This is a genomic window from Streptomyces sp. NPDC058279, from assembly GCF_042881255.1.
In the GTDB taxonomy this organism is placed as follows: domain Bacteria; phylum Actinomycetota; class Actinomycetes; order Streptomycetales; family Streptomycetaceae; genus Streptomyces.
Map to the genome: position 1 here is coordinate 63504 of NZ_JBHVYA010000008.1, position 20016 is coordinate 83519.

At 71.7% G+C, this 20016-nt stretch carries 15 protein-coding genes and 1 tRNA gene; 13 read left to right on the forward strand and 3 right to left on the reverse strand.

What is annotated here, in order from left to right:
- The first annotated feature begins 280 nt into the window (after nucleotides 1-280).
- The 9 genes from ACFVXJ_RS17355 to ACFVXJ_RS17395 all read left to right on the forward strand — a co-directional run bounded on the left by ACFVXJ_RS17355 (nucleotide 281) and on the right by ACFVXJ_RS17395 (nucleotide 12224).
- A complete protein-coding gene (locus tag ACFVXJ_RS17355; RefSeq protein WP_389662519.1) occupies nucleotides 281-1219 on the forward strand; it encodes an FAD binding domain-containing protein in 939 nt (312 codons plus the stop codon).
- Nucleotides 1216-3033 (forward strand): 2Fe-2S iron-sulfur cluster-binding protein, encoded by a 1818-nt coding sequence (locus ACFVXJ_RS17360; protein WP_389662520.1) that lies wholly within the window; start codon nucleotides 1216-1218, stop codon nucleotides 3031-3033. The genes ACFVXJ_RS17355 and ACFVXJ_RS17360 overlap by 4 nt, the downstream gene beginning before the upstream one ends.
- A 41-nt stretch (nucleotides 3034-3074) precedes the next feature.
- A complete protein-coding gene (locus tag ACFVXJ_RS17365; RefSeq protein ID WP_389662850.1) occupies nucleotides 3075-5366 on the forward strand; it encodes a xanthine dehydrogenase family protein molybdopterin-binding subunit in 2292 nt (763 codons plus the stop codon).
- Between the two features lie 185 nt (nucleotides 5367-5551).
- Nucleotides 5552-6070 (forward strand): DUF2563 family protein, encoded by a 519-nt coding sequence (locus tag ACFVXJ_RS17370; RefSeq protein ID WP_389662522.1) that lies wholly within the window; start codon nucleotides 5552-5554, stop codon nucleotides 6068-6070.
- Nucleotides 6070-7491 (forward strand): hypothetical protein, encoded by a 1422-nt coding sequence (locus ACFVXJ_RS17375; RefSeq protein WP_389662524.1) that lies wholly within the window; start codon nucleotides 6070-6072, stop codon nucleotides 7489-7491. Before ACFVXJ_RS17370 ends, ACFVXJ_RS17375 begins: the two co-directional genes overlap by 1 nt.
- 21 nt (nucleotides 7492-7512) lie before the next feature.
- Nucleotides 7513-8679: a type VII secretion-associated serine protease mycosin gene (mycP, locus tag ACFVXJ_RS17380; RefSeq protein WP_389662526.1), complete on the forward strand. Its 1167-nt coding sequence runs from the start codon at nucleotides 7513-7515 to the stop codon at nucleotides 8677-8679.
- A 33-nt stretch (nucleotides 8680-8712) separates the two neighbouring features.
- Nucleotides 8713-9159: a hypothetical protein gene (locus ACFVXJ_RS17385; protein WP_389662528.1), complete on the forward strand. Its 447-nt coding sequence runs from the start codon at nucleotides 8713-8715 to the stop codon at nucleotides 9157-9159.
- Nucleotides 9160-9192: 33 nt separating this feature from the next.
- A complete protein-coding gene (locus ACFVXJ_RS17390; RefSeq protein WP_389662530.1) occupies nucleotides 9193-11535 on the forward strand; it encodes a hypothetical protein in 2343 nt (780 codons plus the stop codon).
- Nucleotides 11532-12224, forward strand: a complete 693-nt coding sequence (locus ACFVXJ_RS17395) for a hypothetical protein (protein ID WP_389662532.1) — start codon at nucleotides 11532-11534, stop codon at nucleotides 12222-12224. The genes ACFVXJ_RS17390 and ACFVXJ_RS17395 overlap by 4 nt, the downstream gene beginning before the upstream one ends.
- Before the next feature lie 59 nt (nucleotides 12225-12283).
- Here the strand turns inward: ACFVXJ_RS17395 and ACFVXJ_RS17400 are convergent.
- A tRNA-Cys gene (locus tag ACFVXJ_RS17400) sits at nucleotides 12284-12355 on the reverse strand.
- Nucleotides 12356-12534: 179 nt separating this feature from the next.
- On the opposite strand from ACFVXJ_RS17400, the gene ACFVXJ_RS17405 reads away from it, so the two are divergent.
- From ACFVXJ_RS17405 to ACFVXJ_RS17420, 4 genes are all read left to right on the forward strand, one after another.
- Nucleotides 12535-14067 (forward strand): MFS transporter, encoded by a 1533-nt coding sequence (locus ACFVXJ_RS17405; RefSeq protein WP_389662533.1) that lies wholly within the window; start codon nucleotides 12535-12537, stop codon nucleotides 14065-14067.
- A gap of 188 nt (nucleotides 14068-14255) precedes the next feature.
- Nucleotides 14256-16040 (forward strand): DEAD/DEAH box helicase, encoded by a 1785-nt coding sequence (locus ACFVXJ_RS17410; protein ID WP_389662535.1) that lies wholly within the window; start codon nucleotides 14256-14258, stop codon nucleotides 16038-16040.
- Nucleotides 16041-16440: 400 nt separating this feature from the next.
- Nucleotides 16441-17082: an IclR family transcriptional regulator gene (locus ACFVXJ_RS17415; protein WP_136214423.1), complete on the forward strand. Its 642-nt coding sequence runs from the start codon at nucleotides 16441-16443 to the stop codon at nucleotides 17080-17082.
- Nucleotides 17083-17191: 109 nt separating this feature from the next.
- A complete protein-coding gene (locus ACFVXJ_RS17420) occupies nucleotides 17192-17989 on the forward strand; it encodes a S16 family serine protease (RefSeq protein WP_389662537.1) in 798 nt (265 codons plus the stop codon).
- Here ACFVXJ_RS17420 and ACFVXJ_RS17425 read toward each other — a convergent pair.
- The gene (locus ACFVXJ_RS17425) at nucleotides 17919-19289 is read right to left on the reverse strand and encodes an MFS transporter (protein WP_389662539.1); all 1371 of its coding nucleotides are present in this window, start codon (nucleotides 19287-19289) and stop codon (nucleotides 17919-17921) included. The two genes, ACFVXJ_RS17420 and ACFVXJ_RS17425, sit on opposite strands and share 71 nt — an antisense overlap.
- Nucleotides 19286-19939, reverse strand: a complete 654-nt coding sequence (locus ACFVXJ_RS17430; protein ID WP_389662541.1) for an ArsR/SmtB family transcription factor — start codon at nucleotides 19937-19939, stop codon at nucleotides 19286-19288. Before ACFVXJ_RS17430 ends, ACFVXJ_RS17425 begins: the two co-directional genes overlap by 4 nt.
- Nucleotides 19940-20016 lie beyond the last annotated feature (77 nt).

Sequence of the window (20016 nt, forward strand, 5' to 3'; positions counted from 1 at the left end):
GTGGACAGGGTGCTTCGCGGCGGTTCGCAATCGTTGCGACGTGTTCGGAAACCTTGCGGTGATTGTCGGAATTCTTTCCCGATTCGGTCGAAACCCGGTGAAAGCGGGGGACTTGGCCGGGCGGGACGCGGGTGGCGGGGGCACGGGGGTGACGAGGGCGACCCTCGCGCCGGGAGACCCGGAAGATGTGCCAGAGTTGCCACGTCCCGGCGGTGAGCACGTACCGTACGGCGGACAGGCGTGAGCGCCGGGACCGGGACATCGGGAAGGGGCAGCTGGGTTGACCACGCACGCACCGCATGCACTGCACACACCGCATACACCTCAGGCGCCTCACGGGCCCCAGGCGGTGCAGTCCGTCACGCTGCCGACCTCGCTCGACGAGGCGGTCGCGGCACTCACCGCCATGCCCGCCGCCGTGCCCGTGGCCGGCGGCACCGACCTGATGGCCGCCGTCAACGCGGGACTGCTGCGCCCCGCCGCGCTCGTCGGGCTCGGCCGGATCAACGAGATCCGCGGCTGGCAGTACCAGGACGGCCACGCGCTGCTCGGCGCGGGCCTCACCCACGCCCGGATGGGCCGACCGGACTTCGCCGCGCTGATCCCGGCCCTGGCGGCGGCCGCGCGGGCCGCCGGACCGCCGCAGATCCGCAACGCCGGCACCCTCGGCGGCAACATCGCCTCGGCCGCGCCGACCGGTGACGCGCTGCCGGTGCTGGCGGCGCTGGAGGCGGTCCTGGTCATCGTCGGGCCCGGCGGGCTCGGCGACTCGGGCGTGGCCCGGCGGGAGATCCCGGTCTCCCACCTGCTGGCCGGGCGCGAGATGCTGCGGCCGGGCGAGCTGATCGGCTTCGTACGGGTGCCGCTGCTGCACGCGCCGCAGGTGTTCTTGAAGGCGACGGGGCGGACGGGCCCGGGGCGCGCGGTGGCGTCCGTGGGGCTCGTACTGGACCCCGCCCGCCGGGGTGTGCGCTGCGCGATCGGCGCGGTCGCGCCGATGCCGCTGCGGCCGCTGGAGGCCGAGCAGTGGGTGGCCTCGCTGATCGACTGGGACGGCGAACGCGGTCTGGCCCCCGAGGCGCTGGAGGCGTTCGGCGAGTACGTCGCCGCCGCCTGCGTGCCCGACCAGGGGGAACCGGTGGCCGCCGGGGTACTGCATCTGCGGCGGACGGTGGCCGTACTGGCACGGAGGGCCCTGGGGAGGGCGCTGACCTCATGAGTGAGAACGAGAACGTGAGCGGAACGACCGGTGCCGCCTGGGGCTGGGAGCCGGTGCCGCAGGGCGGCGAGTACGACTCCGAGGCCACGGCCTTCGTGAAACTGCCGCAGGACATGCTGGACGCGCTCGACGGCGGGGAACCGCTGGCGGCGCCCGGGCACGGGTACGTGCCGCCGCCGATGATCGTGCCGCTGGGCTCGGCCGGTACGGATCCCTCCGCCACCGGTACGTGGACCATGCCGGCGCCGTGGCCCGAGGCGGGCGACACCGGCGCGCCGGCGCGCGGGCCGATCCCGGCGTCGATCCCGCTCCCGGCGTCGGTCGCGGCGGCGTTCGCCGACGCAGGCCAGGGCGGCGAGGCCGGCCCCGGGCAGGAACCCGCGCACCAGCCGGACCCGGGACACCGGCCGGACCCGGGCGCCACGGCCGAGTGGCAGTTCCCGGAGGCCGGACGGGCCGAGGAGCCGCAGGCCACCGGTCAGTGGGCGTTCGGGGCCGGAACGGCGGGCGCCGACTGGAGCCAGGCCCCCGCGACCCTGCCGGGCGGTGCGGCGGCGCCTTGGGCGACGCCGGCCTACGACACGTCGATGAGCTCGGGCGTGCTGCCGGGCGCGGAACACCCGGGCGCGGCCCCGGGCGTGCCGGGGCGCGGTCCCCGGGTGCTGGGCGGGCCCGGCGTGGGTACCCCGCTGCCGGAGCCGGTGCTGCCGGAGCCGGTGCCGGCGGAGTCCGTGCCGCCGGGGTCGGCGCCGGGGGCGGTCCCCGGGACGGAGTCGATGGGCGGCCCCGAGCCGGAGCCGGCCGGGTACGCCGCCCCGGACATCGAGGCGGCCCACGGGGCGGCCCGGATGCCGGTCGAGGAGGAACGGCCGCGTCCTGTGGGCGTGGAGGCCGACGCGGGGGACGGGCACGGTTTCGCCGAGGTGACGGCCGGGGCGGAGGCCGCCTCGGAGCCGCAGCCGGGGCCCGGGTCGGAGCCTGGGTCGGAGCCGGAGCCCGGGCACGGGTTCAGCGCGCCGGGGCCCGGGTCGGAGCCCGGGCACGATTTCGGCGGGGCCGGGCGGGAGCCGCTCGGCGAAGCCGCCGGGTCGTTCGCGCCGGGTGCGGGAAGCGCCGACAGCGGCGAGGCACTTCCGGGTGCGGACAACACCGCGGGTTTCCCGGCCGGAGATGCGACGTACGACGAAACGCTCCTCGACGCCCCCGCCCCGTATCACGAGCACCCGCTCGCCTCGTACGTGCTGCGCGTCAACGGGGCCGACCGGCCCGTCACCGGTGCGTGGATCGGCGAATCCCTCCTCTACGTGCTGCGCGAACGCCTCGGGCTGGCCGGCGCCAAGGACGGCTGCTCGCAGGGCGAGTGCGGGGCCTGCGCCGTGCAGGTCGACGGACGCCTCGTCGCGTCCTGCCTGGTCCCGGCCGCGACGGCCGCGTCCAGTGAGGTGCGGACCGTCGAAGGACTCGCGACGGACGGGGAACTCTCGGACGTCCAGCAGGCGTTGTGCGGGTCGGGCGCGGTGCAGTGCGGATTCTGCGTCCCCGGCATGGCCATGACCATCCACGACCTGCTGGAAGGCAACCACGCCCCCAGCGAGTTGGAGACCCGGCAGGCGCTCTGCGGCAACCTCTGCCGCTGCTCCGGCTACAAGGGCGTCATCGAAGCGGTCCGCGAGGTCGTCGGCCGGCGCGAGGCCGCCACCGCGGACGGCTCGGTGGCCGGCTCGGCGGTTGGCTCGGCGGCCGGCGAGCCGCGCATCCCGCACCAGGCAGCCCCGGGCGAGGGCGGCATCCACCACAACGGAGGCATGGCGTGAGCGGGCACGACGCGGCCACGACCACCCTGATCACGACGACGGTGACGACCGGCGCCGGCAGCGGGGAAGAGGCACCGGAAGTCCTGCGCGGCATCGGGGTCTCCGTGCCCTCCGCGCACGCCCGCGCCAAGACCGAGGGCACCTTCCCCTACGCCGCCGACCTGTGGGCCGAGGGCCTGCTCTGGGCCGCCGTGCTCCGCTCCCCGCACGCCCACGCCCGCATCCTCTCCATCGACACCGCGGCCGCCGTCGCGATGCCCGGCGTGCGCGCCGTCGTCACCCATGCCGACGTGCCCGGCGCCACCACCCACGGCCGCCGGATCGCCGACCGGCCCGTCTTCGCCCACGACGTGGTCCGCCACCACGGCGAGCCCATCGCCGCCGTCGCCGCCGACCACCCCGACACCGCCCGCCTCGCCGCGGCCGCCATCACGGTCGAGTACGAGCTGCTGGACGCGGTCACCGACCCCGAGCAGTCGTTCGGCGCGCCCGCCCTGCACCCCGACGGGAACCTGATCCGGCACATCCCGCTGCGCTACGGCGACCCGGAGGCGACCGGCGAGGTCGTCGTCGAGGGCCTCTACCGGATCGGCCGCCAGGACCCCGCGCCCATCGGCGCCGAGGCCGGGCTCGCCGTGCCGCGACCCGACGGGGGCGTGGAGATCTACACCGCCTCCACCGACCCGCACACCGACCGCGACCTCGCCGCCGCCTGCTTCGGGCTGGAACCGGACCGGGTACGGATCGTCGTCACCGGCGTCCCGGGCGCGACGGCCGACCGCGAAGACCCCGCCTTCCAACTCCCGCTGGGGCTCCTGGCGTTGCGTACGGGCTGCCCGGTGAAGCTGGCCGCCACCCGCGAGGAGTCCTTCCTCGGCCACGCCCACCGCCACCCGACGCTGCTGCGCTACCGCCACCACGCGGACGCGGAGGGCCGGCTGGTCAAGGTCGAAGCCCAGATCCTGATGGACGCGGGCGCCTACGCCGACGCTTCCGCGGAGTCCCTCGCCGCGGCGGTGGCCTTCGCGTGCGGCCCGTACGTGGTGCCGCACGCCTTCGTCGAGGGCTGGGCGGTGCGCACCAACAACCCGCCGTCGGGACACGTGCGGGGCGAGGGCGCGATGCAGGTGTGCGCCGCGTACGAGGGCCAGATGGACAAGCTGGCCGCCGCGCTCGGCATCGACGGCGCGGAACTGCGGATGCGCAACGTGCTCGCCACGGGCGACCTGCTGCCGACCGGCCAGACGGTGACCTGCCCGGCGCCGGTCGCCGAACTTCTGCGCTCCGTACGTGACTTCCCGCTTCCCCCGCTGCCCAAGGACACTCCCGAGGAGGAGTGGCTGCTGCCGGGCGGCCCGGAGGGCGCGGGCGAGCCGGGCGCGGTGCGGCGCGGGGTCGGGTACGGCGTGGGCATGGTGCACATGCTCGGCGCCGAGGGGACCGACGAGGTCTCCACCGCCACCGTGAAGGTCGTCGACGGCGTGGCGACCGTCATCTGCGCGGCCGTCGACACCGGCCAGGGCTTCTCGACGCTGGCCCGCCAGATCGTCCAGGAGGTCCTGGGCGTGGCGGAGGTCGTCACGGCCCCGGTCGACACCGACCAGCCGCCGGCGGGCCCCGCGGCGCACGGCCGGCACACGTGGGTCTCCGGCGGCGCGGTCGAACGGGCCGCGAAGATGGTCCGTACGCAACTCCTCCAGCCGATGGCCCACAAGCTCGGCATGTCGACGGAGCTCCTCCAGATCCAGGACGGCCGGATCACGTCGTACGACGGCGCGTTCTCCACCACGGTGGCGGAGGCGATGGCCGGCAAGGAACTCTGGGCGACGGCCCAGTGCCGCCCCCACCCGACCGAACCCCTGGACGAACACGGCCAGGGCGACGCCTTCGTCGGCCTCGCGTTCTGCGCGATCCGCGCGGTGGTGGACGTCGACGTGGAACTCGGCTCGGTGCGCGTGGTCGAACTGGCCGTCGCGCAGGACGTGGGTCGCATCCTCAACCCCGCCCAGCTGGAGGCCCGAATCGAAGCGGGCGTCACGCAGGGCGTGGGCGCGGCGCTGACCGAAAACCTCCGCTCGGTGGCGGGGGTGATCCGACACCCCGACCTGACGGGCTACGCCCTGCCGACGTCGCTGGACGCCCCGGCCGTGCGGATCGTCAAGCTGGTCGAAGAGCGCGACGTGGTGGCCCCGTTCGGCGCGAAGGCGGCGAGCGCGGTCCCGGTGGTGACGACCCCGGCGGCCATCGCCTCGGCGGTGCGCTCGGCGACGGGGCGCCCGGTGAACAGGCTCCCGATCCGGCCATCGGCGGCGGTGGCGGCGCCGAACTCGTGACACCCTTACCGGGGTTGGGGTCGCGGTCGACCCCTGCTTGCGGCTGCAACCCGGCGCTTGGGGGTGTCGGTGGCGGTCGCTAGAGTGATCGGAGCGGGGGCGCACGGGGGCGTGCACGCGACGCGGCGTCGCTCCCGAGCGGTTTCACGGGGTAACGGGGATGACGGGGAGTCGGGGAGGCCATCGTGGCGGAGGAGAACGGCGGGCTGGCAGGCATCGTCGGCGCGGGCAACGGCCTGGCGGACGCGATCATGCGCCAGGCGAAGGCGCTGGAGGTCGAGTACGAGACGCTGAACGGCTTCAAGAAGCTGGTCGACGCCCAGCTCAAGAAGCTCGGCGGCTCCCAGGCGGACCCGGACAAGCTGCAGGACGGCACGCTGCCGTCGGGCACGCTGGGGACGGGCTTCGCGGAGGCGGACGCGCTGTTCAAGTCGTACGGGACGGTACACACGCAGCTCACGGCCCTGTCGAAGGGCCTGGCGGACCAGATCGAGGGCCTCGGGATCGCGATCCTCACGGGCGGCAAGGGGTTCGCGGACGTGGACGAGGAGACGCGGCAGCGGATGCTGGCGATCGCCAAGCGGGCGAACAAGGAATACGACCCGACCCGAGACCCTTCGGCGAAGCACGAACAGCCGCAACAGCCGCAGGGTGCGGGTGGCACTCCCGCCCCCGCGCCGAGCACGTCTAGGGGCAACGTCTGATGGTGACGAACTTTGACGGCTACAGCCATGAGCAATTGATGGCGATGATCGCCTCGATCAAGCCGGATGTGGTCCGGGCCCGGGCGACGCAGCTTGAGGAAGCCGCCGTCGCCATCAAGGAGATCGGCGAGGACCTCAAGAACCACAAGGTGTCGGGCTGGGAGGGCGAGGCCGCGCAAGCCTTCCAGATCTGGGTCAACTCGGCGGGCAACGCGACGCTGCGGCTGGCGGACTACAGCAAAGACGCCTCGAAGTGGATGACGCTCGCGGCGCAGCACATGTACGAGGCCCAGACCACCCCGGGCGTCGACGCGTCCGCCAAGGAGAATCTGGCCGCCGCGCGCCAGTTCCACAACGACCCGGACTCGGCGAAGATCGGGATGCTGGCGACGCAGAAGCTGGAGTCGGACCGGCTGCAGGCGGTTCAGCAGCTGAAAAAGCTGGCGGAGTCCTACGACGACTCATCACGCAACATGAACGCGGCGCAGGCCCCGACATTCCCGCCGCCGCCCGCGGCTTTTGTGCCTCGTGACCGCGATGACATCGCTGACAGGGCACGTTCCAGCGGCGGGAATACACCCGCAAATGGCACGGCCTCCGCGTACACGGCTCAGAGCTCTGTCGGTCCTTCACCAAGCGCCCCCAATTCGGTACCGGACGGTCGTTCGGCGTCCGATCCTCCGGTAACTGGCGGTTCGGGGACCATGACTGCAGGGCCCCTTCCGGCCCCCCCGGACCGCAACGTCGGTGTGGACCTGAACACGGTCGGGACACTGCCCGACAGGACGTTGCCCACTCCTTCCGGTATCCCGGGTACCGGGCCGGTCGGTCCGATTACCGGCGGTCCCACCCCCATTCAGGTGGTTCCTCCGCTGACGCTCCCTCCAGCTGCTGGGTCCGTCAAGACGGGCGGTGGCGGCACATTCCCCCGCCCCACCACGCCTTCTGGCAAGGTCGGCGGCGTCACCGGGCTGCCCTCGCGCGAGACCGGCATCGTCGGCGGACGTCCGGTGACTCCACGTGGACCCAGTGCAGGTATCCCGCGCGGTACGGTCATCGGTGCGGAAGGTTCCCCGACGGGACGCGGGATGATGGGCGGTGGCACGGGGAGTGGCCTGGGCGGTGGTTCCCATGGCGGTCCTGGCTCGGCTGCGGGCCGTCGACTGGCCATGGAGCCGGGCGGTGTGGTCGGTGGCCGGCCCGGAGTCGGCGGTCAGTCGGCGACAGGCGGTCGGCCGTTCACCCAGGGCGGTTCTGGCCTGGTACGTAATGGGACGTCTGCCGGTCCGGTAGGTGGCGCGGGATCCCACGCCCCAGGTAAGCGGCGCGATGGCCGTGGAGGCGAACGCCCTGACTACCTGGCTGAGGAAGAAGAGACCTGGCAGGCAGATCGTCCTGTTGTGCCGCCAGTGATCGACTGAGCAGAACGGACGTTGCACGGGATGCGCATGCGGAAGGCGACCTCAGCCCTGGTGGGTCTGCTGCTGGCCGGGGTCGCCGCGACCCCGGCCCAGGCGCAGACCATTCGAGAGCAACAGTGGCATCTCAACGCCATGAAGGCTGATGACATCTGGAAGATCAGCACCGGTAAAGGTGTGACAGTCGCAATCATTGACACTGGAGTCGGCAGCCTCCCGGAGTTGGAAGGGCAGGTCGTTTCCGGGAAGAACTTCGCCACATCAGATTCCGGGGATGAGCGCACCCCGCTTGGTAATCACGGAACGACAATGGCTGCCTTGATTGCTGGAACTGGTAAGCATCCGAGTGGTGATGGCGCCTTCGGTCTTGCGCCCGGTGCAAAAATTCTGCCGATCCGGGTCCCGCACGAGTTCAATTCGACGAGTCCGCTGTGGACGGAGGCTATCCGCTACGCAGCTGACTCGGATGCAAAGATCATCAATATCTCCATGGGGGCAGAAAAGGATGATCCTGCGCGGGCGGATGCGGTGAAATATGCCCTGTCTAAGGGAAAGTTGATCTTCGCGGCAGTCGGGAATTCCGGAGATTCGACTAACGAGGTCGAGTACCCATCCGCAACGCCGGGCGTGGTGGGCGTTGGGGCAGTCGACGCCACAGGCGCTGCGACCGGCGAGTCGGAGCACAACGCCTTCGTGGATCTATCTGCCCCTGGTACAGACATGGTTACGGCTTGCCTAGGTAAAACAGGACTGTGCACCAGCCACGGCACAAGCGACGCCACCGCCCTCGCCTCCGCCTCCGCCGCCCTGCTCTGGTCCATCCACCCCGACTGGACCAACAACCAGATCCTCCGGGTCCTCCTGAACACCGCCGGAAAACCCACGGACGGCGTTCAGCGCAACGACTACGTCGGCTACGGAGTCGTCCGCCCCCGTATCGCGGTGCCCACGCCCGGTGATCCTGGGCCGCCCGACGTGTACCCGCTGCCCGACCTCGCGGCAGCCGCCTCGCCCGCTCCCGCGCCCGGCGGCAAGGCTTCCCCCGCGCCCGGAAAATCCGCGCCGCAGGCTCAAGCCGCCAAGGACGACACCGGCAGCGCCCTGCCCTGGATCGCCCTCGGGCTCGGCGCCTGCCTGATCATCGGCGGTGCCGTCACCGCGGTCGTCATCCAGCAGCGCTCGCGGCGCTGAGGGTCCCGACACCCCACCCAAGGAGAGCACGGCATGTCCTTCGACGAAGAGTGGGCCACCGCGCGCGCCACGGCCGCCGCCAACGTCTCCATGCGGCTCAACCACGTCCCCACCGAACCCGGCAGCGGCGGCGCAGGAGCCGGTGCCGGGGCCGGTGGCGGGGACCTGGAACTCAACCAGGACCACATCGGCGCCATCGGCACCGAAGCCTTCACACTCCACGGGCGGCTGTCCACCGACGGCAAGCACGCCGACACCTCCACCGCCACGGCCGCCGGCGCGTTGTCGAAGGAGGGGTTCGCCAGCGGGGCGGCCCTGCTCAAAGCCGGCCACCGGTGGGAGAGCCAGGTGAAGACCCTCGTCGCCGCCTGCGCCACCATCTCCAACGGCCTCAACTACTCCCTCTCCTCGCACAACAAGGACGAGAAGCAGCTCTACGCCGAGTTCACCAGCTCCAAGATCGACGAGTACCTCAACTAACGCATCCCGCACGTTGGAAGGCGACGTAGACACGTGTTGTCGTACGAGAACGTCCTGAACGCCCCGGTCGACCAGCTCGCGACCGCGATCGCCGACTGGGCGGCGATGGCAACCAAGCTGGAGGAACTCGCCGAGGCGGCCCGCAACGGCATGAAGGCCAAGGCCGACAAGGCCGAGTGGCGCGGGGTCACCGCGAGCGTGGGACGGTCGTTCGTCGACAAGACGGCCAAGGAGTTCGAGGACGCCGCCAAGGAGGCCAAGGGCATCCACCAAGCCCTTTCCCAGGGCCACTCCACCTTCAAGAGCTGCCGCGAGCAGCTCAGGAAGATCGCCGACCAGGACGCACCCGCCGCCGGCTTCCAGGTGGACGGCAAGGGCAAGGTCACGGCGGCACCGCTTCCCGAAGCCGAGCGCGGCGCGGCGCTGCACGACCCCGACTACCGACAGTCCGTCCGCCAGAACCAGCCGCTCTGGCAGGCGAAGATCGACGCGATCATCGACACCTGCGACGACGCAGACCAGTCACTGTCCCGCCTCCTCGGCGCGAACGTGGCGGAGGACCACAACTTCAGCGCCCCCAAGTACGCGAGCCTCGTCGCCGAGCAGGCCGGACACGCCATCGACCTGGCACGCAAGGGCCGGGGCCTCAGCCACGCCGAGCTCACCGAGCTGAACGAACTGCTGGCGGACAACGCGAAGGACGCGACGTTCTCCACCGCCTTCTACGGGGCGCTCGGTCCCAAGGGGGCGCTGGAGTTCTACGGGCAGTTATCCACGGACACCTTCGACTACGCGAAGCAGGACCCGCAGCGCCTCAAGGACGTCCAGCAGCTCCAACAGAACCTGGGCCTGAACCTCGCGACCGCCACCCGCTCCACGTCCGAACCGCACCTGCCGCCGAACTTCGCACAGGAGTTGCGCAAGCTCGGCACGGAGCGCATTCCGCTGGGCAGGTACGAGCAGAACCCGCCCTTCGGTTACCAACTGCTCGGCGGCATCATGCGGTACGGGAACTACGACCCCAAGTTCCTGCTGCCGATCACCGAGCACGCGACCCAGATCCACGCCAAGGATCCCGACTTCTTCAACCAGTCGCGGCAGCTCAACGGCTACGGCAAGAACCTGCTCAACCCCTCCGGCAGCAACGGCGCCGGCTACGACCCGGTGGTCAGCTTCCTGGAGGCGCTGGGCCACAGCCCGGACGCGGCCTCACAGTTCTTCGACCCGGAGCGCCCTCCGCACGCCTACAACCAGGACGGTACGGAAAAGCCGGGCCTCCCGGACCTGGGCACGGGTGCGGACAAGAAGCCGATCAAGAGCTACCTCGACTTCTTCGGCCACGCGAAGTACGACCCCACCATCGACGTGGAGGGGTTCAACCCCGACGACCTCCCCAAGATCCAGAAGTACATGCCGGACGCCCTGGGCCACGCCCTCGAAGCCGCCACCCTCGGCCACGCCTGGGACGACCCCCAAGCACACCTCGAACGCAGCGATGCGGGCTCGCGCATCATGCAGCAGGTGGTGCTCAAGTACGGAGGCGACGCCGAACTGCTCAAGGAGCAGGAGACGCTCGCGGACAGCCTCGGACGCATGGGGGCGGGGTACATCGACGACCTCAACCACTCGCTGCGCGACAACCTGCCAGACAGTGTCTTCGCGCCGGGCGCGGACGGCCATGCGAAGTTCGAACAGGACGACGCCCGCAAGTTCCTCAGCAGCCTGGGCCAGTACCCCGACTCCTATCTCACGATGTCACGGGCCGAGTCGGTCTTCTCGTCCTCGATGCTGGAGGCCCAAGTCGGGGCGGATGGCGAGATCAACAAGAGCAGTCTGGAAGAGATCGCACGGACGGGCGGCGAGTTCCAGGGGGTCCTGGACGAGTCTCGCGCCAAGCAGATCCAGCAGAATGCCGACAAGTGGAACGACGACTACGAACGGGCCTTGGAGAAGAGGAGTGGTTGGGTGGAGTTCGCGGCGGTCGGAGGGATCGCGGCCGGCGTCGCGTTTCTTCCCGAAATCGCCGTCGCCGGAGCCGCGGCCGTCGCTCTGGTGCCACTCGGAGTCGACTTGAGCACCGGGGCGCTGGAGCAGGTGGCCGGTAACGTCGTTGGTGACTGGTCTCATGCCGAGGCCGAGAGGCAGAAGGACCTCGCTGACGGCAAGACCCATGACGCGAAGGCGGCCGTGTACCGGCAGGGCGGGATGATGGCGTCCGCGCCGGTCGAAAACTTCCTGACGCGACACCCGGTGGATGCAAAGGACACCTTCGACGAGGACCTTCGGCAGGCGCTCATCGTCGGTTACGGCTACGGCTGGGGCAATGAGCAGCACATGGGCAATGATCCTGTGAAACCGAAGAAGGCAGGTGAATGACTACCGCCCGCCCGGCGATCCGGACGCTGTCGGGCTTGCTTGTGGCGGGGGCTCTGGCTACCGGGTGCAGTGGTGGCGAGGAGCCTGACCGCGGGCCGAGTGCGGTATTCGCCGCTGATGTCTGTTCCGAGGGACTGCTCAACCAGGATGCCGTGCACGCGCTGGCGCTGCTCACCGGCGGTGCCACGGCGTTCAAGCCGCCCAAGAACGTCGGAGACGTCGCTTGGGCGGCGGGTGTGCTGGAGCGCGGGTACGCGAAAAACGGCGGGTCGCTCGGCGGTGTGGTGTGCAGGGCCACTCCGGTTGACGTCAAAAGCCGTCACGATCTTTCGGTGCATTTCGAGATCGAGAGCGAGCTTCAGCGCACCGGTGAGCGGAGCGAGAGCGGCAAGGGCTACTACTGGGAGTACGACCTGGGCCGCAACGCCCTCGTACTACCCGACAGTGGGCGGCTCTACTTCGACTGCGCGAGCGCCCGACTCGCAGGGTCCGACAAGGCCGTTCCGATCATGGCGGCCGTGAGCGTCAGAGAGGCGCCGGCCAACGTCGATCCCCGCGCGCTGCGCGAGGCCAACCTCACCATCGTGCATTCCGCCGCGCGGGCCCTCGCCAAGGAGCTCGGCTGCAAGGACGGTGGGGGTCTGCCGGAACGGTTGGTGGTGAAGGAGAAGGCCGCCCCCACGCGGTAGCGGTGCGGGCATGACCGCGGCCCGCTCGGGGATGGGATTCCCCGGGCGGGCCGCTTCGGAAGCCGTGACCGGAATCGAACCGGCGTAACTCGCTTTGCAGGCGAGTCCCTCAACCACTCGGGCACACGGCTGGGTGGTGGTGCTGAGACGACCGTACGGGGGGTGGCGGGGGTCGGGAAGGGGGCGGGCGGGGGTGCAATGTGACTGCCATGCTCCGTTCACAACCGGCAGGGCGTAGGTCCGGAGGCGGATCCGGGGATCCGTCGAAATGACAGGGTCGAGACGCGGCTACGGACCTTACTCTGGGGCGATGAGCGTCCTGAAACCCCGTGTCCCGCAGACAGCCGACGCGTCCGTTCCGCCCCCGCCGCGGGGTGGGGTCCTCGCGCCGCCGTACCGGACGCTGAGCATCGGGATGGTCTCCGTCATCTTCCTGATCGCGTTCGAGGCCACCGCCGTCGGCACGGCGATGCCCGTCGCGGCCCGCGAGTTGGACGGGATCGGGCTCTACGCCTTCGCCTTCTCCGCCTACTTCACCACCAGCCTCTTCGGCATGGTGCTCGCCGGTCAGTGGGCCGACCTGCAAGGCCCGCTGCGGCCGCTCGCCGTCGGGATCGGGGGCTTCGCCGCCGGGCTGGTGGTGTCGGGGACCGCCGGCGTGATGTGGGTGTTCCTGATCGGGCGGGCGGTGCAGGGGTTCGGGGGCGGGCTGGTGATCGTCGCCCTGTACGTCGTCGTCAGCCGCGCCTACGAGGAGCGGCTGCGGCCCGCCATCATGGCGGCCTTCGCCGCCAGTTGGGTCGTGCCGTCCATCGTGGGGCCGCTGGCCGCCGGGACGGTGACCGAGCGGCTCGGGTGGCGCTGGGTGTTCCTCGCCATCCCCGTGCTGGTCGTCGTGCCGCTGGTCGTGGCCCTGCCGGCGATCCGGAGGACCGCGGGCGGCCCCGTACGGACGGCGGACGGGCCCGAGGGGGCGGCGGACGGCCCCGAGTCGTTCGACCGCCGCAGGATCCGGCTCGCGCTCGGGATCTCGGCGGGCGCGGGGCTGCTCCAGTACGCGGCCCAGGACCTGCGGTGGCTGTCGCTGCTGCCGGGCGTCGCGGGCGCGGTCCTGCTGGTGCCGGCGGTACGGGGGCTGCTCCCGCGCGGGACGTACCGGGCGCGGCGCGGGCTGCCGTCGGTGGTGTTGCTGCGCGGGGTCGCGGCGGGGGCGTTCATCGCGGCGGAGAGCTTCGTACCGCTGATGCTGGTCACCCAGCGGGGGCTCAGCCCGACCATGGCGGGGTTCTCGCTGGCGCTGGGCGGGCTGACCTGGGCGATCGGCTCGTGGGTGCAGTCCAAGGGGCGGGTGGAGCCGTACCGGCAGCGGCTGATGGTGGCCGGGATGGTGATGGTGGCGGTGGCCATCGCGACGGCCCCGGCCGTGCTCGTCCCGTGGGTGCCGGTGTGGACGCCGGCGCTCGCCTGGGGGCTCGGCTGCTTCGGCATGGGCCTGGTCATCGGGCCGACCGGCGTGCTGTTGATGAAGCTGTCGCCACCGCGGGAGGCCGGGGCCAACTCCGCCGCCCTGCAGATCTCGGACGCGCTGGCGAACGTGGTGCTGCTGGCGGCCGGCGGGGCGGCGTTCGCCGCGCTGGGCGGCGGAGCGGTCGGGGCCGGGCACGGCCTCGCCGAGGGGGCGACCGCCTCGCGTCCCGCCGCCTTCGTGGCAGTCTTCCTGCCGATGGCCGTCGTGGCGCTGGTGGGCGCGTGGGTCGCGACCCGGCTGGACCCGGCCCCGGCCCGGGACGGGAATCGGGGCCCGGACCGGGAGTCGGACCCGGCCGCCTCCTCGGCCACCTGACACTCCGGCCACCTGACGCTCCGGCCGCCTGACGCTCCGGCCGCCTGACGCTCCGGCCACCGGGCGCATGTGACGCTCGCCGCACCCGCCGAGGTCGCGGGCCTGTCCCTCCCCGGGGGGCGGGCCGGCACCGGTAGGGTGGCCCGGTTGTCCTACGTACGACTGCCGAGAGCGACGAACCGGAGACCGTGACTACTACCGCCTCCCACCACCTCTCACCCGCCTTCCCCGGCCGCGCGCCGTGGGGTACCGCCAGCAAGCTGCGTGCCTGGCAGGAGAGTGCGCTGGGCCGATACCTGGAGACCCAGCCGCGCGACTTCCTCGCCGTCGCGACCCCCGGCGCCGGCAAGACGACCTTCGCGCTGACGCTCGCCTCCTGGCTGCTGCACCACCACGTCGTCCAGCAGGTGACCGTCGTCGCGCCGACCGAGCACCTCAAGAAGCAGTGGGCGGAGGCCGCCGCGCGGATAGGGATCCGGCTCGACCCGGAGTACTCCGCCGGGCCGCTCAGCAGGGACTACCACGGCGTCGCCGTCACCTACGCGGGCGTCGGCGTACGCCCGATGCTGCACCGCAACCGGTGCGAGCAGCGCAAGACCCTCGTGATCCTCGACGAGATCCACCACGCGGGCGACTCCAAGTCCTGGGGCGAGGCGTGCCTGGAGGCGTTCGACCCGGCCACCCGCCGGCTCGCGCTGACCGGCACGCCCTTCCGCTCGGACACCAACCCGATCCCGTTCGTGACGTACGAGGAGGGCAACGACGGCATCCGGCGGTCGTCGGCCGACTACACCTACGGCTACGGCAACGCCCTCGGTGACGGCGTCGTCCGGCCGGTCATCTTCCTCTCCTACAGCGGCAACATGCGCTGGCGCACCAAGGCGGGCGACGAGATCGCCGCCCGCCTCGGCGAGCCGATGACCAAGGACGCCATCTCGCAGGCCTGGCGCACCGCGCTGGACCCGCGCGGCGACTGGATGCCCAACGTGCTGCGCGCCGCCGACCAGCGGCTGACGGAAGTACGCAAGGGCATCCCGGACGCGGGTGGTCTCGTCATCGCCTCCGACCAGGACTCGGCGCGCGCGTACGCCAAGCTGCTCCGGGAGATCACCGGGACCAAGGCGACCGTCGTGCTGTCCGACGACACCGGCGCCTCGAAGCGGATCGACGACTTCAGCGCGGGCGACGACCGCTGGATGGTCGCGGTCCGGATGGTGTCGGAAGGCGTCGACGTACCGCGCCTGGCGGTGGGGGTTTATGCCACCACCATTTCGACGCCGCTGTTCTTCGCGCAGGCCGTCGGGCGTTTCGTACGTTCGCGCAGGCGCGGCGAGACCGCTTCCGTGTTCCTTCCGACGATTCCCTACCTGCTCGGTTTCGCCAATGAGATGGAAGTCGAACGGGATCACGTTCTCGACAAACCGAAGAAAAAGGGTGAGGAAGACCCTTATGCCGAGTCCGAGAAGGAAATGGACGAGGCCAACAAACTGGAGGACGAGGACACCGGCGAGGACGAGCAGATGTCCTTCGAGGCGCTGGAGTCCGACGCCGTCTTCGACCGGGTGCTCTACGACGGCGCCGAATTCGGCATGCAGGCGCACCCCGGCAGCGAGGAGGAGCAGGACTACCTCGGCATCCCCGGACTGCTGGAGCCCGACCAGGTGCAGATGCTGCTCCAGAAGCGGCAGTCGCGGCAGATCGCGCACAGCCGGCGCAAGCCGGACGCGGAGGCGGACCTGCTGGAGCTGCCCGCCGACCGGCGTCCCGTCGTTTCGCACAAGGAGCTGCTGGAGCTGCGCAAGTCGCTCAACACGATGGTCGGCGCGTACGTCCACCAGAGCGGCAAGCCGCACGGGGTGATCCACACGGAGCTGCGCCGCGTGTGCGGCGGGCCGCCGAGCGCGGAGGCGACGGCGGGACAGCTGCGGGAGCGGATCAAGAAGGTCCAGGAGTGGGCCACCCGCATGCGGTGACCGCGCCGCGGTGACCGCGCCGCGATGACCCGCATGTGGTGACCCGGGCGCGAGGACCCGGCAGTGGTGACCGGTCGTGAAAGTGCTCCGGGTGCGGATGCCCGGCCGTGGTCGTCACTCGAAAGAAATTCGGGCGCAAGAACATCACGAATTGACACACGGGCAAGAAAAAAACGGAACAAACCGGCGCTAGGCGCCCGGATTGTGGACGAGGTCTTCCGCTGAGCGGACCTGCTCGCTACTGTCCCCGCATCGAACGCCCCGTGGCAGCGCCGCCGCGGGAGCGCAGCCGGAGCCATGCCATGGCCGCAACCGGCGGCCTCTCCGTGCGTCGCCGAGGGACCGGCAGCGCTCCACCCCGCGAGAGTCACCGCCGCCCAGTGAAAGAGGGAGAGGCGTCGTGACTGCGGAAACCTCCCAGACCCTCGACCGAGGGCTCAGGGTTCTCAAGCTGCTCGCGGACACCGACCACGGTCTGACCGTCACCGAGCTCTCCAACCGTCTCGGTGTCAACCGCACCGTCGTCTACCGTCTGCTCGCCACGCTCGAACAGCACGCCCTGGTCCGCCGTGACCTCGGCGGTCGGGCCCGGGTCGGGCTCGGCGTGCTCCGGCTGGGACGTCAGGTCCACCCGCTGGTACGCGAGGCGGCCCTGCCCGCGCTGCGCTCCCTCGCCGAGGACATCGGGGCCACCGCGCACCTGACCCTCGTCGACGGCACCGAGGCGCTCGCGGTTGCCGTCGTGGAACCGACCTGGACCGACTACCACGTGGCCTACCGGGCCGGCTTCCGCCACCCGCTGGACCGCGGGGCCGCCGGCCGGGCCATCCTGGCCGCCCGTCAGGGGGCGCTCACCGAGCCCGGGTACACCCTGACCCACGGGGAGCTCGAAGCGGGCGCCAGCGGTGCCGCCGCGCCCCTCGTCGGCATCACCGGGCTGGAGGGCAGCGTCGGCGTCGTCATGCTGGCCGACGCCGTGCCCGAGCGGGTCGGCCCGCGCGTGGTCGACGCGGCCCGCGAGGTCGCCGACGCCCTGCGCTGACGTCGGCGCCCTGCGCTGACGCCACCGGCCCGCCGCGTCCCGGTCCGCCGGGGCGCGGGCCCTGGCGTGCGCACGATGCCGCTCCGCACCGGCCCGATAGATTGACCGCGTGCTCTCTCGCCTCACACGTCTGCCGCGCCCCGCCGCCCTGGCCGTCTGCGCCGTGCCCGTCCTCGGGCTGTTCGTCGCGGCGGCCTTCGCGCCGCTGCCCTTCGTGATCGCCCAGCCGGGGCTCACCGCCGACGTGCTCGGCGCCCGCGACGGCAAGCCCGTCATCGTCGTCAGCGGCGCCCCCACCCGTGAGACCAAGGGCCAGCTGCGGATGACGACCATCCAGGCCACCGGGCCCTCCTCGACGGTGCGCCTGCCCGAACTCCTCTCCCGCTGGTTCGACACCACCCGGGCCGTCATGCCCCGGGGCTCCGTCTACCCGTCGGGCGGAAGCGACAAGGAGATCGAGCGGCACAACCTGGAGGAAATGGCCACCTCCCAGTCGGCCGCCTCCGAGGCCGCGCTCGGTTACCTCCACAAGGACCCCAAGACGGTGAAGACCGAGCTCCACCTCGCCGACGTCGGCGGTCCCAGCGCCGGCCTGCTCTTCTCCCTCGGCATCGTCGACAAGCTCGACGGCGACGGCAGCGGCGGCGACCTCACCGGAGGCCGCGTCGTCGCCGGTACGGGAACCATCACCGCCGGGGGCGAGGTCGGCGCGGTCGGCGGGGTCGCGCTCAAGACGCAGGCCGCCAAGCGGGACGGGGCGAGCGTGTTCCTCGTCCCGAAGGCGGAGTGCTCCGACGCCCGCTCCGAACTCCCCGAGGGGCTCCGGCTGATCCCCGTCACCTCGCTGACGGGTGCGGTGAACGCCCTTCGCGCGCTGAACCGGGGGGATCAGGTTCCGTCCTGCTGACCGGTACGGACGCACCTGCCGCTACGGGCGCACCTGCCGGTACCGGCGCGTCAGCCGGTACGGGCCCGCCCGCCGCCACCGTCGCGCGGTCCAGGCCGCGCCAGGCCGGGAACACCAGGGGGCTCAGCGTCGCCAGCAGGTAGACGCCGCCGAAGGCGAGGAGCGCCGGGGCGGCGCCGAAACCGTCGACGAGCATGCCCGCCGCGAGGCCGCCCAGCGGCATCGTCAACTCACAGCCCGCCGTGGTCACCCCGGTGACCCGGCTGCGCAGCGCGTCCGGCACCTGCTCGTAGACCACGGTGGACAGGATCGGGTTGAGCACGCCCGCCCCCAGCCCCGAGAGCGCCATCGTCACCGCGAGCGGCAACGGGGTGCCGGTGACGGCCGCCACCACGTACCGGGGCGCCCCGCACAGCAGGAACGCCACCGCGAACACCGTCCGGCGCCCCACCCGCTCGCCCCACATCCCGTAGAGCAGGGCGCCGAGCAGCGCGGAGCCGCCGAAGAGGGAGACGACCAGGCCGATCGCGGTGGGACCGCCGAGGGCCTCCCGGCCGTGCACGGGCAGCAGCACCGAAGACCAGCCCTGGTCCAGGCCGTTGGTCGTCATCACCATCACGGTGATGCCCAGCAGCAGCCGCGACCGGGTCACGAAGGCCCAGCCTTCCGCGAGTTCGGCCCGGTAGCCGGCGAACGAGATCTTCCCGGCGGCCCGCTGCGGTTCGGCCGCCGGTACGCCCCTCAGGAAGGCGGCGACCAGCAGCGCCGACGCGGCGAAGGTGGCGGCGTCCACGAGCAGGATCGACTCGGTACCGAACGCGGCGATCAGCACCCCGGCCAGCGCGGCGCCGACCATGCGGGCGCCGCGCGAGACGGCGTCGTAGAAACCGGCCGCGCGCGGGAGGCCGGTACCGGCGTGCTCGGCGAGGTCCGGGAGCAGGACGCCGCGGGCGGTCAGGCCCGGGGTGTGCACGAGGCCGCTCAGCGCCATCAGGGCGCACAGCATCCAGAACTCCAGCAGCCCCGCGTGGTGCAGGAGCGGGATCGCGCCGACGGACAGCGCGCAGATCAGGTCGGAGGCGGCGGAGACCCGTCGGCGCCCGATCCGGTCGATGACGGGACCGCCGACGAGGGCCGCCAGGATGACGGGCAGCGTGGCGCAGAAGGCGACGACCCCGGCCCGGCCGGCGCTGCCCGTGGTCTGGAGCACGAACCACGGAACGCCGATGATCGTGAGCGAACTGCCTGCTATCGAAATGGCGTTGGCGGCCAGGACCGCGGTTAAGGGGCGTCTGCTCATGACGCGTGCCGGGGGGTGTCGGCGCCGTTCCGCGGGAAGGCGTGCGTGTGGACGCGGACCGGAATCCGACCTTCCGTGGGCGGCAGGTCTCGGAAGCCGTTGACCAGGTCGTGCATCTTGTGGATCAGGTCGAGGCTCTCCTCGGCCGTGAGGTGGAGCGTGAAGTCGCTGAGGTCGGAGGCGTGTCGCCATTCGGCGGGCAGGGTGTCGGCGTTGCCGAGCCAGGTGCCCACCTCCTGGGCGTGGATCGTCGCGACCTCGTGCAGGAAGAGGCCGGCCGCGCCCCGGGTGGCCGAGTCGTCGTCGTAGAGGAGGGACTCGTCGAACCGCAGGCCGTCGTGGACGGCCCTCCACCAGCGTTCGCGGCCCTTGCCCTGTTCGGGCGCGTCCTCGACGAAGCCGTGGGCGGCGAGTTGGCGCAGGTGGTAACTGGTGGCCCCGCTTGACTCCCCGAGACGCTGGGCGAGTCGAGAGGCCGTGGCCGGCCCCTCGTGGCGCAACTCGGCCAGCATGCGCATGCGCAGGGGGTGGGCGAGTCCGCGCAGTGAGCGGGCGTCAAGGGCGTGGAGTCGGGGCTCGGTTCGGGGCTCCGGCCGGGGCTCGGGCTGCTGCCGAGGCGGGGGCTGCGGCACTTCCGGGGTCTCGGGCATGGGCCCACCGTAGAGTTGCAAAGGTTTCTCTGCAAGGGTTTCTTTGCAACTCTACGGTGGGCCCGTCCGGAAGTCGT